We start from the raw sequence: 16,903 nt of genomic DNA on the forward strand, positions 1-16,903 counted from the left end.
AATGGACAGGGGGTTCTCGGATATGGTGCTTTCTGAACCGGAAATCGAGCACTGTGCTTATCGTCTTGAAAACCCGGAAGCGATCAAGGTTGCCAGAAGAATCTTCGAAGGCGTTGCAGCCGAATATGGAATTGCGCTCAACGAAGCACCCCTCCCTTCTTAAACTCTCCCCTCCATTCAACCGATAGAACATCATGGAAGAAGGAGCCGGCTCAGGGCTCCTTCTGTTATAAAAACATTCAATCCATTGACATCATTCTCTATCTCAGCCATTATCCGGTCGAAAAGAGAATGATTTTCACATTGCCCGCGTCACATGACATAACTGGATCGGAGAAAGCCCAATGGCCTTTGAAACTCTTTACCAATCGGCAAATCACAAGTTTCTGTGGCTTGGAAAGGATGAATCGGGTCTGGAAGAAGGAGTGCAATCCAATCAGTACCTGATTATTGATGGCGGGAAAGGTCTTTTAATCGATCCGGGCGGGTTTGGCGTTTTTGCCCGGGTTCTGGTGAATATCTCACAGATTCTGGATCCGGCAGACATCAAGGATATTTTTCTTTGCCATCAGGATCCCGATGTGGGAGGGGGTCTGGCATCATGGTTTGAGATGACCCCGGCCGTCGTTCATGTCTCTGAGCTGTGGATTCGATTCCTGATTCATTTTGGAGTCAACGACATCACCCGCTTCAAGGGAATTGCCGATAGAGGAGGATCACTCACCCTCTCCTCCGGACGAACGGTGGAATTCATCCCCGCTCACTTTCTTCACTCCCCCGGAAATTTTCACCTTTTTGACCATGAATCAGGAATTCTCTTCACGGGAGATATTGGAGCCGCTGTCTATCCAAAAGGGAAAACGCCATTATTTGTGGAAAATTTCGCAGAGCATGTCACCTATATGGAAGGCTTTCACGCCCGATATATCGGGACAAACAAGGCCATCGCCATCTGGCTTCAAAAAGTCCGGAAGCTCCCGATCAAGATGGTTGCGCCCCAACACGGTTCCATTTTCAAGGAAGAAATGGTCGGAAAATTTTTTGACTGGATCTCTGGAATCCGATGCGGTTTTGACGTAATGGACCTCTGAGGGGGATAAGATGGCTCCACGAAATACTGACAAATCACTCAGCCTTACCCAGGAAAATGCCGATTCCGTAGTGAACTCCTTGGGTGAATCCATGACAAACATGGCTTTTTTGAGGAACTATATTACACAGTTCGAAGAGGTCAAGAGTCTCAACGACGCCAACATTTCGGCTCTTGCCTCCGTTCTTGAAGAGTATCAGGAAAAGGTCGATACGGAAGAGATCGTCTCTGAAGGGAAAGCGGTTCTGGAAAACCTTCACAAATTCCGGAACGTGCTGGGGAACATTTCAGGAATCGGTCGGGAGATCAAGGAAATCTCCACACAGGTGAATCTCTTGTCGATCAATGCTGCCATTGAGGCTGCCCATGCAAAGGAAGCCGGGCGGGGTTTTGCGGTCGTCGCTGAAGAAATCAAGAAGCTTTCCGACAGGACACGAAAATCTGTTGAGGAAATCGACCGGACCATAGGCTCCATTCGTCTCGAACTTCAGACCGTAACAGAAAACATGACCGCCTTAAATGGGAGAATGGGAGACATCCAGGAGTTTGGAGAGATGATCGAGAAGCAGATTCATAAAATGAAGGAGTCGATGGGAGGATCCATCCTGAAGCGACTGATCGACATTGCAGTCAAACGACAGGAATCCATCTTCACATCATTTAAGACCGTGATCAAAAAACTCTCCGGGAGCGCCTGATCGGGATCAGGCGGCCTGGCAAAGAGAGCATGGACAGATTTTCCTGAGAAGGTCAAAGGAATAGACCCCGGTCTGGTGGCCATCGCTGAAATGGATGGAAACAGCATAATTGCCAACTGAGGTCACCGATATAGGCCTGACGTCAGGGGAAATCTTCCCCGGAGGAATCAGCTTCTCCCCCGTCCATTCATGGATGCATTCCGCACACTGGCAACTTTCCCTCAAATATACATTCGTGTAGATACTTTCATGTTCATCTTGCCACAGGATCCTTACGGAATTTCCCCCATGGGGCATGACCTCTTTGGGAACAGGTTTCATTTTGAATTCTCCTTCTGTTTATCCATTGTACGGCCAAACATCGACGATCCTCAAGGAACTATCCAAAAAGTCGAACCGCTAAAGAAGCGACATGCTGGCCCTGGAATCTTGCGATAGCCCTTTCCCTCGCACTTGGAAGCCTTGCCCCGTCACCACCGGCGATTGTTCCGGCACCATAGGGAGACCCTCCCGTCACTTCAGATGCGCCGGAAAGTTCCGGACAGCTGTACGGAACGCCGGCAATCAGCATTCCATGATGCAATAGTGTTGTGTGAAAGGATATGATTGTCGTTTCATGGCCTCCATGCTGGCTTGCCGTGCTGACAAAAACACTTCCGATTTTTCCGATCAGTCCCCCATTTGACCAGATCTCACCTGTCTGGTCCAGGAACGTCCTCATCTGGGATGACATATTTCCGAATCGGGTGGGAGTTCCAAAAATAATGGCGTCATATTCTGAAAGCTCTCCCGGGGATGCCACATCATAAGGAGAGTTTACAAGACCGCCGATTCTGACAAGCGTTTCCTCCGCCATTGTTTCGGGAACCCTTTTGACAAAGACCTCGCTTTCTCCCCTCTCCCCTGCGCCAAAAGCCACCTCTTCCGCCAATGTCTGGACATGGCCCCATGTGCTATAGAATAAAACCAGAATTTTTGCCATCAGAACTCCTCCTCGTCTTTCATCGGGCGATCCATCACATCCCGCAAAACTTCCACGAGGCTGGCCTCTTCATACAAAAGGCGATAAACAGCCCGCGTCACCGGAAGGTCAACTCCATGTCCCAATGCAAGCATGTGGGCAGACTGGGCGGTGGTCACGCCTTCCGCGACCTGCCCCAGGTCCCGAAGGATATCCTCAAGTTTCTCTCCCCGTCCCAAGCGGACACCGACCGTCCGGTTTCGACTTTGCTCACCCGTTGCGGTCAAATAAAGATCCCCAACACCTCCCAAACCGGAAAAAGTGGTGGCATTCGCTCCAAGAGCCACCCCCAATCGTGTCATTTCAGCAAGACCTCTCGTCAGCAAGGCCGCCCTTGAGTTCGCTCCAAGCCCCATTCCATCGGAAATGCCAGCGGCGAGAGCGATGACGTTTTTCAGGGCACCGCAGATTTCCAGCCCCTTTACGTCCGCCCTGGTATAAACCTTGAAATAGTTTGTATTGAATAAGGATTGTGTCTCTTTCGCCATAACTTGGGAACGGCTTGCCACAACCACAGCCGTTGGAGAGTTCCTGACGACTTCCTTCGCAAAGGAGGGGCCGGAGAGGACCGCATATTGATCCGGATCGGACAAATAGCACTCCGAGACAATTTCCGAGACCATCCGAAGGGATTTCTGCTCAATTCCCTTTGTGCCGCTGACAATGGGTAACCGGGGAGCCCCCAGAGACGAAAGGGTTTTCATCGTCTCCCGGACACCCTGGCAAGGGATGGCCAACACGATAAAACTTGCCTCGCTGAGTGATTTCTCGATGTTTGAAGTGACGTCCAGACTCTTGGGGAAAATGGCCCCGGGAAGATAGACCCGGTTCTCCCTGTCTGAAGAAATCATTGCACACAACGTCTCGTCCCTGACCCACAAGGTAACCGGCAACCCCTTTGATGCCAGGTGGAACGCAAGGGCCGTCCCCCATGAACCACCGCCCAGTACCAAAGGCCTCACGGGTTTACCAAGAAACAAAGGTTCATTCCCCATCGCCACTCCCTTCAAACAATCCGGCCCACTCCCAAAAGAATCCCGACACACCCGACCCTGAGGCCCCATCCAGTAGAGTTCCCCATTGTTCCTGCAAAGACAACAAGTCTACAATAGGGGTATTGGTGGACCTTTCTAAACCCGGAACCAGGAGAATTCATGCTCGATAAAAAACGCATCCTACACGAAGAGGAAACCATTCGGAAAGCCCTTGCATCGAGAGGCCAGGATTTCGACTTTTCCCCCATCAAGGACCTCGACCGTGAAATCAGCCAGCTGAAACAGACATGGGAAGCCCTTCGGGAAAAACGCAATCGTCTCGCGCAGGACATTGGAATCAGGAAACGCAATGGTCAGCCGACGGAAGATCTCATGGACGAATCCCGAACCGTTAACGAGCTCATTTCCAAAGACGAGGGGCTTCTTGCATCTCTTGAGAACAGACTCGACGAAATGCTTTGGGTGATTCCGAATATTCCCAGAGAGGATGTCCCCAAGGGAGCATCCGAAGCGGACAATGTCACCATCCGAACCGTTGGCACACCAAAATCCTTTTCCTTTGAACCCAAACCGCACTGGGAGCTCGGTGCCGAATTAGGGATTATGGATGTTGAGCATACATCTCTTGTCAGCGGAAGCCGTTTCTCGACCCTCACCGGAGCTGGCGCCCGACTTGAGCGTGCCCTGGCAAACTACATGCTGGACCTGCATACCCTTCCCGAGAACAATCCGGGAGGTGTCTATATCGAACACTCCGTTCCTTTTCTGGTCCGGAAAGAGGCTCTCATGGGAACAGGCCAGCTCCCAAAGTTCCAAGAGGAACTTTTTAGCTGCCCCGAAGACGAGCTCTACCTGATCCCTACAGCTGAAGTCCCCCTAACCAACCTGTACAGGGAGACGATACTGGACTCATCCGAGCTTCCGATCCGGATGGTCGCACAGACGGCCTGTTTCAGAAGGGAAGCCGGAGCGGCAGGAAGAGACTCAAGGGGGCTCATCCGCCAGCACCAGTTTCAAAAGGTCGAACTGGTCTGGATTACGAACCCGGAAACATCCGCAACCGATCACGAAAGATTGACCGCCGACGCCGAAAGGGTTCTTTCAGGGCTCGGACTCCCCTACAGGGTCATTGCCCTGTGCACGGGAGACCTTGGATTTTCTTCCGCAAAGACCTACGACCTTGAGGTCTGGATGCCCTCACAGAAAACCTATCGGGAAATCTCCTCCTGCTCAAACTTTGAGGAGTTTCAAGCCCGCCGGGCCCAGATCCGGTTCCGGGATCCCAAAACAAAAAAAACCCGTTTCGTTCATACTCTCAATGGATCCGGTCTGGCAATTGGAAGGGCGGTTGCCGCAATTCTTGAAAATGGCCAGCAGCTCGACGGAACCGTTCGGATTCCGGAAGTCCTTGTGCCCTATATGGGAGGGATCACAGAGATCTCCTCCCGGAAGAAAGGTCTAAAATGACTGACTCATCGCCAAAGGAATCCCTCAAAAGCCTTGTCTTCTTCGGAAAAGATTTTATGATCGGGTCGAGAGTTGAAGGGGTGGCGAGAAACCATTCCCTCACTTTCCTGAGATTCGACAAACAGGAGGCACTCAAAGAGATTTCTCCGGGACCCCGGCTTGTCCTTTTTGATATCGCGGCAACCGGCGATGATCTCCCGGAAATGATCGGAACACTCAAGAACGCTTATCCGGCAACCTCTCTTGTCGGGCTGGCTTTCCACACCGATGAGGCCTCTCTCGACAGAGGGAAAAAAGCTGGACTGCACACTCTGATCACCCGCTCCAATCTCGTCGACGGTCTCAACAGAATTTTGGAAAAAGGGTAATAAAAATGGTCCGCAACGCCTTGCCCCCCTGCAGACTTCTTCTGTTCATCCTGGCTCTTTTGTGGGGTTTTCCTGACTTGCTCCTTGCCTCTCCGGTGACTGAAGACTTTAAAGACACCCACGACTGCAAAGGAAGCCTAAAGGAGGTTGACCTGTCCCTTTCCCGGCTCTCTCCCGATTTTCCCATCCACAAGGCAAGGCTCCTGATTCTGAAAGCCCGTCTGGACAGGGATCGTAAAACTCCAAAAAGCCACAAGGAGGGGCTTCTCGCATTGAAAGAAGCCCGGGTAATCGCCGATACTCTCAAGAAAGACCATTCGAAGGACCCTGAGATATGGGACCTTTTGGGACAGATCGATCTCATTCACACCCAGTATCAGGGATTTCCAGGGGGAATGCGCTATGCTTCAAGATCCCGAAAGGAAATCACCAGAGCTCTGGCGCTCTCTCCGACGAACTCCCTCGCCCATTTCACTCGCGGAATGGAAGACTATTTTAAACCCTGGTTTGTCGGAGGATCCAAAAAAAAAGCGCTGGAGCATTTCCAGAAGGCCCTGGCAGGATCTCCCACAAACCCCCGTTACATCTCATGGGTTGGTCTCGCCCTTTTGGCCAACCATCACCCCCGCCAGGGAAGAATCATGATTGACCGCGCAGCCTCCATGTGTCCGGGCAACCCCATTTATCGCCAACGGGCCATTACCGAAAAGCCCCGCGGTTGAAACCAGGGTGAATGATGATAGACGATCCAGAGATCACAACAAGAGTTTTTCTCCGCTTCTCCGACCGGGCCTCTCATAGGGACCACCCCGAATGGGGTGAAGGCAAGGTCGTCCATCTCTCAACCTCCACTCTTCCGGGAGGGGCTGCCTATGTCCGGATTCTTTTTGAGGACGGCCAGGAGAGAACATTCAATAATGATTTAAACGATGATCGATGCGCCTATTACATGGGGCTCGTCAAAGTCATCAAAGGACCAGGAGGCATCTTATTCCAGAGATAAAAGGCAATATTCGTGGTCTGAAGAAAAATCAGCTTGAAGCTCTCGGTCGCCTTTACCGGAGAAAGGTCCCGCCGCTTATGTGGGTGACGACGGAGTTGGCCGGGGTCATGGGAGAGATCAGTTTTGAAATCGGTAGGCAAGTCGGGGTTTTCATCTCCAGGGAAGGAGCCGTCCTCGATGTGATCGTGGGCGGTCCCAAGGAACTCTATATTGAATCCCTGCCCCCCTCCCGTGGAGGAGACCATCTTCTCCGGGGAATAAGGCTTGTCCATACGCACCTTCGTACGGAGCCCATCAACCAGGATGACCTGAACGATCTGGCGCTCCTGAGGCTCGATGCGCAAATCGTCCTCCATATCGATGAAAGTGCTCCAAGGATCCGGCGATTCTCCCAGGCATTGATCAACCCTGACAAAAAGGGCGAGACACCATGGCTGGTCAACGAATCCGTTCCTTTTTCCGCTGAACGGCTCGAAGTTGCGGATACGGTCCTTGAGATCGAAGAAGCCCTTTCCGAATCCAAGGGAAGCTCTCGCCACCAGACATCCGGGCAGGAACGGGCGATCCTCGTCTCCGCATCAAAAGAGAGTCTCCTCTTCCAGAAAGATGGCATGGAGGAGTTAAGGGAACTGGCAGAAAGTGCGGGCGTTCAGGTTCTCGGGGAAGAGATCCAGAAACTCAGAACCGTCCATCCAAGCACCCTTTTGAGCGCGGACAGGCTGAAAGTCCTGATTATTCACGCCCTTCAGGTGGGCGCGACGATCATCATCTTCGAACAGAACCTGACACCTGCCCAGGTCAAGAATATCGCCGCCCTGACGGACCTCAAGATCATCGACCGGACACAGCTCATTCTGGATATTTTTGCGAGAAGGGCCCATTCAAGCGACGGAAAGCTCCAGGTGGAAGTGGCCCAGCTCAAATATCTTCTTCCCCGGCTTGAGCAACGATCGACAGCGTTGTCAAGGCTGACCGGGGGTATTGGCGGAAGAGGTCCGGGAGAGACCAGACTTGAAGAAGACAGACGTCGTGTCCGGGACAGGATTACCTCACTTACGGAAAAGCTCTCGAAACTTGGGGACGAGAGACGACAAAGGAAAGAACGCCGACAGGAAAACGGACTTCCGATCGTCTCGCTCGTCGGGTACACGAATGTCGGGAAATCCACACTTTTAAATCAGCTGACAGGGTCGGAAGTTCTCACGGAAAACAAGCTCTTTGCCACCCTTGACCCGACATCCAGACGGCTAAGGTTCCCCCGTGAAAGGGAAATCATCCTGACCGACACGGTGGGCTTTATCCGGAATCTTCCCGCGGACCTGAAAAGAGCCTTTCTCTCCACCTTTGACGAATTAAAGGATGCCCATCTGCTGATCCACGTTGCGGATGGCTCCCATCCCAGCATCGAAGCCCAGATCAAACAAGTGGATTCCCTGTTGACGGAGATGGAGATAGGGGAAAAGCCAAAGCTTCTTGTCATCAATAAGGCCGACCTTCTCGACGATGAAAAAAAAGAATCCCTTTCCCTCCTCTTCCCTGAAGCGATCCTCATCTCTGCAACCCATCCGGATACTCTGAGGGGATTGCTTGGACAGATGGAAGAGAGACTGTTTTTCAAACGGCTCTCCGACCCTCCGGATCATGTCGCAATGGCTCCGGTTCCATGACAGAAGACCTTCTCGCCATCCCCCATGCCTTCTGTCAGGAATGTCGACTATGTTGCCGATTTATTGAGCCGGACCGGCAGACACCATTTTCTTCCCGTCCAGGACTTCGGCCCATCCTTCCGGACGTCTTCCGGGGAAAAACAGATCCCGACTTGACTCTTGTCCGGATTGATGAGTTCGATCTCTGGCAATGCTCGCTTCTTGATCCATCATCATGGAACTGCAGCAGTTGGCCAAACCACCCGCTTGACTGCAAGATCTATCCTCTTGTCCTGATCCTTCATGAGGGATCACCTTGGCTGGGAATCGACACAAACTGCCCATTTTCCCTTCATATTTCAAGAGAGATCCTCCAACAGAAAGCCGCTGCCATCAAGAGCACCGATTGGGCAAGGATCCCCGCACCAGCCAAGTCCGCCCTGATCGTCCATCTGGAAAAAGAGGGCGTCGACGGTGTTGTCCCCATCCTGTCTCTTGAAGACTAGCCCGCCGCCATGTCCCGCTTCGGACCGATTACAAGCCTGACAACCAACAAAAAGGAACGATACAGGATTCTTTCCCAGTTCACTTCGGAAACCAGAAAAATGCTGTTTTCAGGCTGCCATCCCGTCTCTTATTTTCTGAATGCTCGTGGAGTCGAGTTCGAAATGGCCTGTTGGGACAATCGACCATTTCTTCTCGCAAAATCCGAAGGATACCACTGGCTTCCCCTGCCACCTGAATGGATCCTTGACAATCAGTTTCTGTCCGACACCTTTTTGGATGAGCTCCCGGAGTGGCTCTTCTGCCTTAACGGCGGACGAGACGGACGCATCGACAACCTGCCAATCGGTGTTTCTGGAAAACGTTCTTCCTGCCCTCCCCCCATCCGGCAGGATACCGACCGGATTCTTCTGAGGGAATCCACCCTTCGCGCTGCTGGGGATCATTACAAAACCCACCGTTGGGAACTTAATCGCCTACGAAGAACCGATCCCTCTCCGGGAATTCGCCGATGGTCGGAACCGGCTCCTTCCACCCGAATGGAGGAAATCAAAAACCGATTTTTCAAGATGAGACGCGACAAGGCACTCAATGAACTGGAGTGGCTGATGGTGGAAGACCTTGAACGGGCCCACAGAATCGCAGAAACCAACTGGAACATTCTCAATTTGACAGGAGTCATTCTTTCGATACAGGGAGAGGAAGTCGCCTGGCAATGGCTTGCCTTTTCAGAGTCAGAACATTCAGCCATCTGTTTTCTGGAGTGCAGGGATCCTCAAATGAAATACCTCTCCGTCATGATGACGCATCTTGTTTTTCAGATGTTTTCCAAGCTGGACTGGATCAATATCGGCGGAGACTCGGGGATCTCCGGACTGGCCAGGGCAAAGGATCAGGATCGTCCTGGGGTTCTGGTTCCCTGCCATACCCAGGAGCTCTCCCCATAATGCCCACCGGCACCTTGTCTTGAGTATCCTTATGCCTATAGAATCGAATGAATGACCTGATATCGATTCTGTTCACATCCAAAGAACAAACCGCTTGCACAAGGTGGCCTCCCGGACAAGCTTCAGGAGACACCCTCACAGTCTCCTCATGTTTCGGCGGGGGGAGGCAATCTAAAAAAGGAGGCTTTGATGGATCTGACAAAGGAATTTCCAAGAAGTCCTTTTGACCGGCTTGGAGGAATCGATCATCTGAAGCGGCTGATAGACAAGGCCAGGGCAAAAAACGCCGGAACTTTGGGAGAATATATCTATAACTGTCCGCTTGACGCCTTCTGTCTGACATTTCTGGAAATGGACCATGAGTCCTTTGCCCGAATTGTCGCATCCACCCACTCCGATGACGAAGTATTGGCCGCTGTCCTCGATAAATGTCCCAATGCCAGGAATCCTGAAAAGGTCAGTTCATTCAATCTTTCCTATGAAGCACTTTCTCCTGACACCCCGGAAAAGTGGCAATATTTCATCGCCACAAGGGATGCGATTGATCCTTCAAGAACAGATATCCGCACATGGACCCGACTCATCGACCTTGAAGAAAAAAGAATTCTCACGGTATGAGTCTTGGGAGACCTATTATCCTCATATCCGTTTTTTCCATCACCTAAAAAACTGGGAGTTCTGAATGTCAAAGAAGTCCATCCTCAAGGATTGTCTTTTCATAAAAAGAAAGCCCGTCAGAAATGCCGGAATCATGGGAACCAGATCTTTGTTTCTGGGGATTTTGGCCCTGTGGGTTCTTATTGTTGCGCCATTTTCTGCAGAGGCTGATCAACCTTACACGCCAAAACCAAAGATACATGTTTTTCCGAATGGTCTCAGGCTCATTACCGTCGAAAATCCTTACTCCCCCATCGTTACGTTCCAGATCTGGTACAAGGTGGGCTCCATCGATGAGCATCAGCCCAAAACCGGAATTTCCCACTTTTTGGAACACATGATGTTCACAGGAACACCAAAATTTCCTCATGGGGTTCTGGACCAGAAAGTCAACGACGTTGGAGGGCAATCCAACGCTTTTACCAACTACGACTTTACCGCTTTCTTTGAAAATCTTCCCCCGGGGAACTTGCCGCTCTCCTTCGCTATCGAGTCGGACAGGATGAAGAACCTATCCCTCAAGAAATCCCAGATCGAACGGGAACGAAAAATCGTTCTGGAAGAAAGACGGAATGATTACGACGACCCGACCCAGCTTCTCGTTGAGCGGGTCTATGCGCGGGCCTTTGTCGTTCACCCGTATCACAATCCTGTCATCGGCTGGGAAGATGACATCAAACGAATCACCCAGAAAGACCTGCGAAACTACTATCATCAAAACTATATGCCCAACAACTCCACCATCGTCATCGTCGGACCCGTGAAAGCATCCGACATGGTCCGTCAGGTGGGGGATGCCTTTGGATCCATTCCCCGTGGAACCCTTCCCCGGCGGCATATTCATCTTGACCGACCACAGAAAAAGTTACAGGTTGTGATTTTGCACAAGCCGGCAATGCTTCCAGTGACAATGCTGGCTTTTCACGCTCCGAACTTCAAGAATCCGGATCAATACCCACTGACTGTGCTCTCGGCGCTCCTGTCCGGTGGCCGATCCTCCATTCTGTACAGAAAAATGGTTTACGAACATCCAGTAGCAGTTGATGCCGAAGGCTCGTACGACCCACTTACGCAGGGACCTTCCCTCTTTTACTTCTATGCACAGGGAATGCCCAAAACAACGCCCCCATTTCTGAAAAAGGAATTGACCTCTGTCATTAACTCCCTGAAAACACACCCGGTCTCCCAATCGGCTCTCGACCGTGCAAAAAAGGGACTGGTCTCCGAATTCCTGATGAGTCAGGAGTCCACCTTCGGAATGGGTATGCTCCTTGGAGAAATGGCGACCCTTGGTGTTCCCATGACCTATCTTGATGACTACGTCAAAAACATTCAGGCGGTCACCCCCTCGGAGATCACCCGGGTTGCCCAAAAATATCTTAACAGCCATTCCGAAACGATCGGCTACCTTTATCCATCAGGCAAACCGAAGAGACCGGTCTTCAGAAAACCTGGAAGCCTCGTACGTTGAAAAAGGAGCGATTCATGACAAAGACGGCACTGTCCAGGATCTTGATCTTCACGACCACCATTTCCCTCGCGGCATGCGCACACACCTCCACCGGAGCCGTTTCCCGGACAACACAGGCGGATGTGTCCCAAACACGCAATGTCGACATTCTCCACACCTCCGTCACCAGAACGGTCCTTCCAAATGGAATCACAGTCCTCGTGATTCCCCGTCCGGTGGTTCCGGTTGTCTCTTTCCGGATCGGAATCCGTGCAGGCTCCTCCCAGGACCCGGAAGGCCAATACGGTCTTTCCGATCTCACCGCATCCCTTCTTGACAGGGGAACACAGAAGCATGATGCCCTTTCCATCTTCCGGGCCATCGATAGCTCGGGGGGAGGGCTCGATGCCCAGTCGGGGAGAGATCTGACCACCGTTTCCGGAAAGGTTCTGACTGAGGATCTGGAGCCATTATTCTCCCTTGCTGCCGAAATGGTACAGACTCCAACTTTCCCCGAAGAGGATTTCCAAAAAAACCAGCAAATGGCTCTTGCAGAACTGACCGATGAAAAAGATCACCCAGGACCGGTCGCCAGAACACTCCTTTACAAAAAGATGATGGGCAAAGGACCCTATGGCCATCCCGAGTCAGGAACAATAAGAACCGTATCCAAGCTGAAGCGTTCAGACATATTGTCTTTCTACCGGAAATGGTATACCCCGGATCGCACGATCATTACCTTTTCCGGAGATATCTCCAATGAAAAAGCTCTGGCTCTTGTCAAACGGGAGTTTGGATCCTGGAAAAACCGGGAAGGCTCAAACCAAACCAGATCAATGAATAAAACGCATTGGGGCAATGGAGGAAAAACTTATCTGATCGACCGTGAGGATCTTGCCCAGACAACAGTCCTGATGGGCCTTCCAGGCATCTCCCGGAAAGATCCCCTCTTCTACAATGCCCTCGTCATGAACCAGCTGGTTGGTGGAACAACCACATCCAGACTGAACCATGTGATCCGGCAAAAGATGGGACTGGTTTATTATATTTATTCCGGGCTTGACGCGGAACGCCATCGTGGCCCATTTTTCGTGAGTTTCCAGACCCATGCGGAAAATACGGCAAAAGTCATCAAGGAAACACGCATTCAGCTTCAAAAAAGCGCCCGATCCACTCCCGATTCAAAGGAGGTTACCGCGGTCAAGAAAAATCTTCTGGGCTCCTTTCCGTTCAGAATGGACTCGGATGATCGTATCGCATCCCTCTTGCTCTTCATTGAAAACTATTCTCTGGGGATCGATTACTTTACGGATTACCCCCAAAAGATCAGCGAGGTCACGCCTGATTCCGTCAAGAGTGCCGCACAAACACTTATTCACACTTCCAGCCTGACCACAGTTATAGCAGGACCTCTTTCCAAAATGAGTGGGGTGACCGGACAGGAGATCAAACCCTGAAGGCCTGAAGGCAAACAAGTTGAATTTTTATTCGGTACCCGCTAGGATATAACTTTCTGTTTTAGAACCGGGAACTGCCGGAGCGTCAGGCCATGGATTCATGGCCGCCCGTTGATTTTCAAACAAAGACAGCGGGTTTCACCAGTCTACAGGAAAGAGGACAAACGATGTCCAGTGTCATCAAAAAGCGCCGGAAGAAAATCCGGAAGCACAAGTACAAGAAGCTCCGCAGGGCATCTCGTCACAAGAAGAAGTAACCCAATGGGCGGCCTGCCGGGAAAGATCCTGGCGGGTCGTTCTGATTTTATAGGATGTACATGGTATTTTGATAATCATGGAGGCGGGCGTTGATTTCTGAAAGAAAAGTGGCGATAGGATCCATTGTCCTTCTCTTTTTCACATCTGTTTCCATTCTGACCTACCAAAGCATGCGGATTGCCGACCTCCAAAGCAAAATCGACAATCTGACAATCAACAAGACCGCCAAGTCCCAGAAGCAGCTTTCCACCAATCTTGTCGCATCTGAGGGAGAAGATACGGGAACATACCAGCTTGATCTTATCACCGCAGTCCTAGCTGTTCCTGACTGGTCAGACAAAATCCCCCAGGATATCGCACGGGGTATGCACTGGAAAGTCCTGAACAGGGCGCGCGTTCATATGATACAGGGGAATCTTGTCGTGATTGAGGTGCAGAATTCCAAAAACGAGGTTTTGCCACTGCTCTTTCAGATCCCTGATCCCAAAGAACAGGCAACATGGCGGTATCTATACGCGATGGCCCCCGGCTAACAGTCCAGGGAAAGGCTCGGGTCAATCCGTTCACTTCCTGCAGGAGCAAAACCGGCCGACATAAGGCCTAAAAGCTCCTTATAGGGAACAGGGGGGCTATAGAAATATCCCTGAAAGACATTTGCGCCCCTTTTGAAAAGATAGTCCCTCTGCTCAAGGGTTTCAACACCTTCTATCACAACGTTGATCCGCATTGTCAATCCGATGGAAAGCATGGTCCGGATCAGCTCAAGCTCTTTTCCTCCCGACATCATCTGGTCGACAAAGCTTTTGTCCACCTTGATCTCATCCGGTGAAAAGCGGGTCAGATTCCCCAGTGAGGAAAATCCTGTTCCAAAATCATCCAGGGATAATTTTACGCCCATCTCCTTGACCTTTTGAACGTTCATCTCTATCTCGGCAATTTCTTTTGCAAAGATCGACTCCGTTACCTCAAGAACCAATAGGGAAGGGTCCAGCCCTGATATCAAAAGAGCCCTGCGAACGTATTCGTAAAAATCCGGCTCAACCAGCTGACGAACGGAAACATTGACCGAAACGCTGACCCTGCTCCATCGTTCACACAGGATTTTTGCATCTCGGGTCGCTCTTTTCAGGACCCACTCCCCCAGACTGACAATCAATCCCTGCTCTTCTGCCATCTTGATAAACTGATGGGGACGGAGCATTCCCTTTTGTGGATGATCCCATCGGATGAGAGCTTCAACTCCGACGATTTCACCTGTTTTGGCATTGACTTTCGGCTGGTAATGAAGCTCCAGGGAATCTTCCCTGATCGCATCCTGAAGATCTGCACGAAGCTCAATTTCCTCTTGTGAGTTCGGATTCATCAGGGGAGAATAAAAACAAAAGTCATTTCTCCCCCTGTCCTTCACCGAATTGAGTGCGATATCCGCGTTTCGGATCAGAAGGTCCTCTGTTTGACCATCATCGGGAAAAACGGAGATACCGATGGAAACGGTCATGGACACCTTATGCTCACCCAATAAGAAAGGCTTTCTCATCTGCATCAAGATCTGCCTGGCTTTTTCAGCCATTCTCTCCGCATCCAGAAAATCTGAGATCAGAACAAGAAACTCATCTCCACCCAGACGTGCCAGAGAGTCTCCCGAAGGGATCGTCTCTGAAAGTCTGGCCGCAAATTGCTGAAGAAATTCATTTCCCAGTCCATGGCCATAGGTGTCATTGATCTTTTTGAAATGATCGATTCCCACGGCAAACACACACAATCCCTTCCCTGTTTCAGGATATAGGGCAATAAAAGAAATCAGCCGTTCCCGAAAAAGCCTGTCGTTTGGAAGACCTGTCAGCTGATCGTGATATTTCATGTTCCACAGGGCTTCCTGAGCCTGTCTCCGTTCCGTACTTTCCTGAAAAACAAAAATCGACCCGACGATCTCCCCAAGGTGATTATGGATGGGAGCGAGGGAATCCGTTATCGGAATCAATTCACCGGAAGAGGTCCGGATAGCAACCGGCCCCGGAATCGTGGCGATCACATCTTCCCGGAGGATTCTTGAAAGCGGAAGCTCAATCTGCTCATTTTTCTCCTCATGAACCATAAACAGTACCTGGGAAATATCCTGACCCATCGCAGATTCCTCATTGATCCCCATCAAAAAGGCCGCAACCCGGTTAATGAAGGTGATCCGGCCAGAAAGATCCATCGCAACAACCCCGTCCCCGATGGAATTCATGGTGATCCGAAGCCACTCTTTCTGGCTCGCCAGCTCTCCCTCACTTTTCTTGAGGGAGGTAATGTCGACAAATCGGCATTCGTACCCACACACTCCGAGAAGGTCATCGGAGATCTCTGTCATTCTGAGTGAAAACCATCTTAACTCCGAGTCCCCTCCCGTAAAAGGAAAATCAAGACTGTTGACATGGCCGTCTCTCAGCAAGGATTTCCATTGTCCTGCGATTCTGGAAAAAAGAGGGAAACTCCCCGCGAGAGGAAAGATGGATTTTCCGGACAGAGATGTCTCCAATTTTCTTGCCTGTTTTTTGGGAGAGGATCCTTTTTCACCCGACCCAAGATAACTCGCAAGAGAAGGGTTGACATACCGGATCTTCCCCTCGGGAGACAAGATGATCACCAGATCGCTTGTCCGTTCAGATGCCCATCTCAGATAGAGCTCCTCTTCCCGCCTTCTCGAAAGGAATGAAAACAGGACACGGGCAAGGATCAGGGAAAAGGTCAAGAGCTCCAGAATTTGCCAATAATGTTTCTTTCCCAATAACGCCTTTCGCTGATGGACGAGGCGTTTGACCGTATCGGTCAACGCATAGGAAAAACGCATGGAAAAGAGATCCACATTCATGGCTTCCCTCGGCAGGTCTCCCACTGCGGTCGGGAGCAAAAGCTCCCGGTGCAAGGCCTCCACACGGGTTTCAAGTTCTGTCAGGAGAGATTTCTCTTCGGTATCGAGAAGGGACTTTTTCGATTGGATATCGGCCAACAATGAATCGGACTGGATAAACAAGCCATCGATATAATGTTTTTGAACGCTCTGGATCGCTCCCTGGTGGGTCAGACGGGAAAGAAGGGAAGAGTGGAGAACACGCAAGAGCCCCGTCAGATCGTTCTCGATCGGGGAAAGACGAGCAATCCGGTGGTCAATCCGGCCAAGGGAATTATCATCATGGGACATCTCGAGAACGGGTAAAAAAACAAGAACAGCCCAAACAACAATCTCAAGAAGAAAAGTTCCTTTGGCGCCATAAACTTTTCTTACTGGGATCATCTGTTACCACACATAACAATCAATCATATTAATCACCCTTTTCCAACCCTCAACATCATCCACCG

19 protein-coding genes are annotated in these 16,903 nt (G+C 50.9%); 15 read left to right on the forward strand and 4 right to left on the reverse strand.

The window, feature by feature from the left end; all coding sequences use genetic code 11:
- Positions 1-22 precede the first annotated feature (22 nt).
- The 3 genes from LFE_RS14160 (at position 23) to LFE_RS09605 (ending at position 1,788) form a co-directional block, all read left to right on the forward strand.
- A complete protein-coding gene (locus LFE_RS14160) occupies positions 23-163 on the forward strand; it encodes a hypothetical protein (RefSeq protein WP_014450022.1) in 141 nt (46 codons plus the stop codon).
- 181 nt (positions 164-344) lie between these two features.
- Complete coding sequence (locus LFE_RS09600) at positions 345-1,091, forward strand: oxygen-binding di-iron domain-containing protein (protein WP_014450023.1); 747 nt, start codon at positions 345-347, stop codon at positions 1,089-1,091.
- 10 nt (positions 1,092-1,101) lie between these two features.
- Positions 1,102-1,788 carry a methyl-accepting chemotaxis protein gene (locus LFE_RS09605; RefSeq protein WP_014450024.1) on the forward strand — a complete coding sequence of 229 codons (687 nt, stop codon included), beginning with the start codon at positions 1,102-1,104 and terminating at the stop codon, positions 1,786-1,788.
- Between the two features lie 6 nt (positions 1,789-1,794).
- Here LFE_RS09605 and LFE_RS09610 read toward each other — a convergent pair whose 3' ends face one another.
- From LFE_RS09610 to LFE_RS09620, 3 genes are read right to left on the reverse strand one after another with little or no spacing between them, the layout of a single operon-like run.
- Entirely contained in the window at positions 1,795-2,109 is a 315-nt protein-coding gene (locus tag LFE_RS09610; protein WP_014450025.1) for a DUF971 domain-containing protein, read from the reverse strand.
- 58 nt (positions 2,110-2,167) lie between these two features.
- Positions 2,168-2,770 carry an NAD(P)H:quinone oxidoreductase gene (gene wrbA, locus LFE_RS09615; RefSeq protein WP_014450026.1) on the reverse strand — a complete coding sequence of 201 codons (603 nt, stop codon included), beginning with the start codon at positions 2,768-2,770 and terminating at the stop codon, positions 2,168-2,170.
- The gene (locus tag LFE_RS09620; protein WP_014450027.1) at positions 2,770-3,804 is read right to left on the reverse strand and encodes an NAD(P)H-dependent glycerol-3-phosphate dehydrogenase; all 1,035 of its coding nucleotides are present in this window, start codon (positions 3,802-3,804) and stop codon (positions 2,770-2,772) included. The genes wrbA and LFE_RS09620 overlap by 1 nt, the downstream gene beginning before the upstream one ends.
- A 159-nt stretch (positions 3,805-3,963) precedes the next feature.
- Between LFE_RS09620 and serS the strand changes: the two genes are divergently transcribed.
- The 12 genes from serS to LFE_RS09675 all read left to right on the forward strand — a co-directional run bounded on the left by serS (position 3,964) and on the right by LFE_RS09675 (position 14,094).
- A complete protein-coding gene (gene serS / locus LFE_RS09625) occupies positions 3,964-5,271 on the forward strand; it encodes a serine--tRNA ligase (RefSeq protein WP_014450028.1) in 1,308 nt (435 codons plus the stop codon).
- Entirely contained in the window at positions 5,268-5,639 is a 372-nt protein-coding gene (locus LFE_RS09630; RefSeq protein WP_014450029.1) for a hypothetical protein, read from the forward strand. The genes serS and LFE_RS09630 overlap by 4 nt, the downstream gene beginning before the upstream one ends.
- A 5-nt stretch (positions 5,640-5,644) precedes the next feature.
- A complete protein-coding gene (locus LFE_RS09635) occupies positions 5,645-6,361 on the forward strand; it encodes a tetratricopeptide repeat protein (RefSeq protein ID WP_014450030.1) in 717 nt (238 codons plus the stop codon).
- 14 nt (positions 6,362-6,375) lie between these two features.
- On the forward strand, positions 6,376-6,642 hold the full coding sequence (locus LFE_RS09640) for a hypothetical protein (RefSeq protein ID WP_014450031.1): 267 nt from the start codon (positions 6,376-6,378) through the stop codon (positions 6,640-6,642).
- A gap of 77 nt (positions 6,643-6,719) precedes the next feature.
- The gene (hflX, locus tag LFE_RS09645) at positions 6,720-8,309 is read left to right on the forward strand and encodes a GTPase HflX (protein WP_014450032.1); all 1,590 of its coding nucleotides are present in this window, start codon (positions 6,720-6,722) and stop codon (positions 8,307-8,309) included.
- On the forward strand, positions 8,306-8,794 hold the full coding sequence (locus LFE_RS09650) for a YkgJ family cysteine cluster protein (protein ID WP_041774331.1): 489 nt from the start codon (positions 8,306-8,308) through the stop codon (positions 8,792-8,794). The genes hflX and LFE_RS09650 overlap by 4 nt, the downstream gene beginning before the upstream one ends.
- A gap of 9 nt (positions 8,795-8,803) precedes the next feature.
- Positions 8,804-9,739 carry a hypothetical protein gene (locus LFE_RS09655; RefSeq protein WP_014450034.1) on the forward strand — a complete coding sequence of 312 codons (936 nt, stop codon included), beginning with the start codon at positions 8,804-8,806 and terminating at the stop codon, positions 9,737-9,739.
- 189 nt (positions 9,740-9,928) lie between these two features.
- Complete coding sequence (locus tag LFE_RS09660; protein WP_014450035.1) at positions 9,929-10,357, forward strand: DUF5069 domain-containing protein; 429 nt, start codon at positions 9,929-9,931, stop codon at positions 10,355-10,357.
- Positions 10,358-10,421: 64 nt separating this feature from the next.
- A complete protein-coding gene (locus LFE_RS09665; RefSeq protein WP_014450036.1) occupies positions 10,422-11,867 on the forward strand; it encodes a M16 family metallopeptidase in 1,446 nt (481 codons plus the stop codon).
- Between the two features lie 14 nt (positions 11,868-11,881).
- Entirely contained in the window at positions 11,882-13,303 is a 1,422-nt protein-coding gene (locus LFE_RS09670; protein ID WP_014450037.1) for a M16 family metallopeptidase, read from the forward strand.
- A 167-nt stretch (positions 13,304-13,470) separates the two neighbouring features.
- Positions 13,471-13,560: an AURKAIP1/COX24 domain-containing protein gene (locus LFE_RS13750; RefSeq protein ID WP_077303632.1), complete on the forward strand. Its 90-nt coding sequence runs from the start codon at positions 13,471-13,473 to the stop codon at positions 13,558-13,560.
- Between the two features lie 90 nt (positions 13,561-13,650).
- A complete protein-coding gene (locus LFE_RS09675) occupies positions 13,651-14,094 on the forward strand; it encodes a hypothetical protein (RefSeq protein ID WP_014450038.1) in 444 nt (147 codons plus the stop codon).
- On the opposite strand, the gene LFE_RS09680 is transcribed toward LFE_RS09675, so the two are convergent.
- Positions 14,091-16,838, reverse strand: a complete 2,748-nt coding sequence (locus tag LFE_RS09680) for a sensor domain-containing protein (RefSeq protein ID WP_014450039.1) — start codon at positions 16,836-16,838, stop codon at positions 14,091-14,093. The genes LFE_RS09675 and LFE_RS09680 overlap by 4 nt on opposite strands.
- Positions 16,839-16,903 lie beyond the last annotated feature (65 nt).

The sequence above is a fragment of the Leptospirillum ferrooxidans C2-3 genome (assembly GCF_000284315.1).
GTDB classification, from domain to species: Bacteria; Nitrospirota; Leptospirillia; order Leptospirillales; family Leptospirillaceae; genus Leptospirillum; species Leptospirillum ferrooxidans.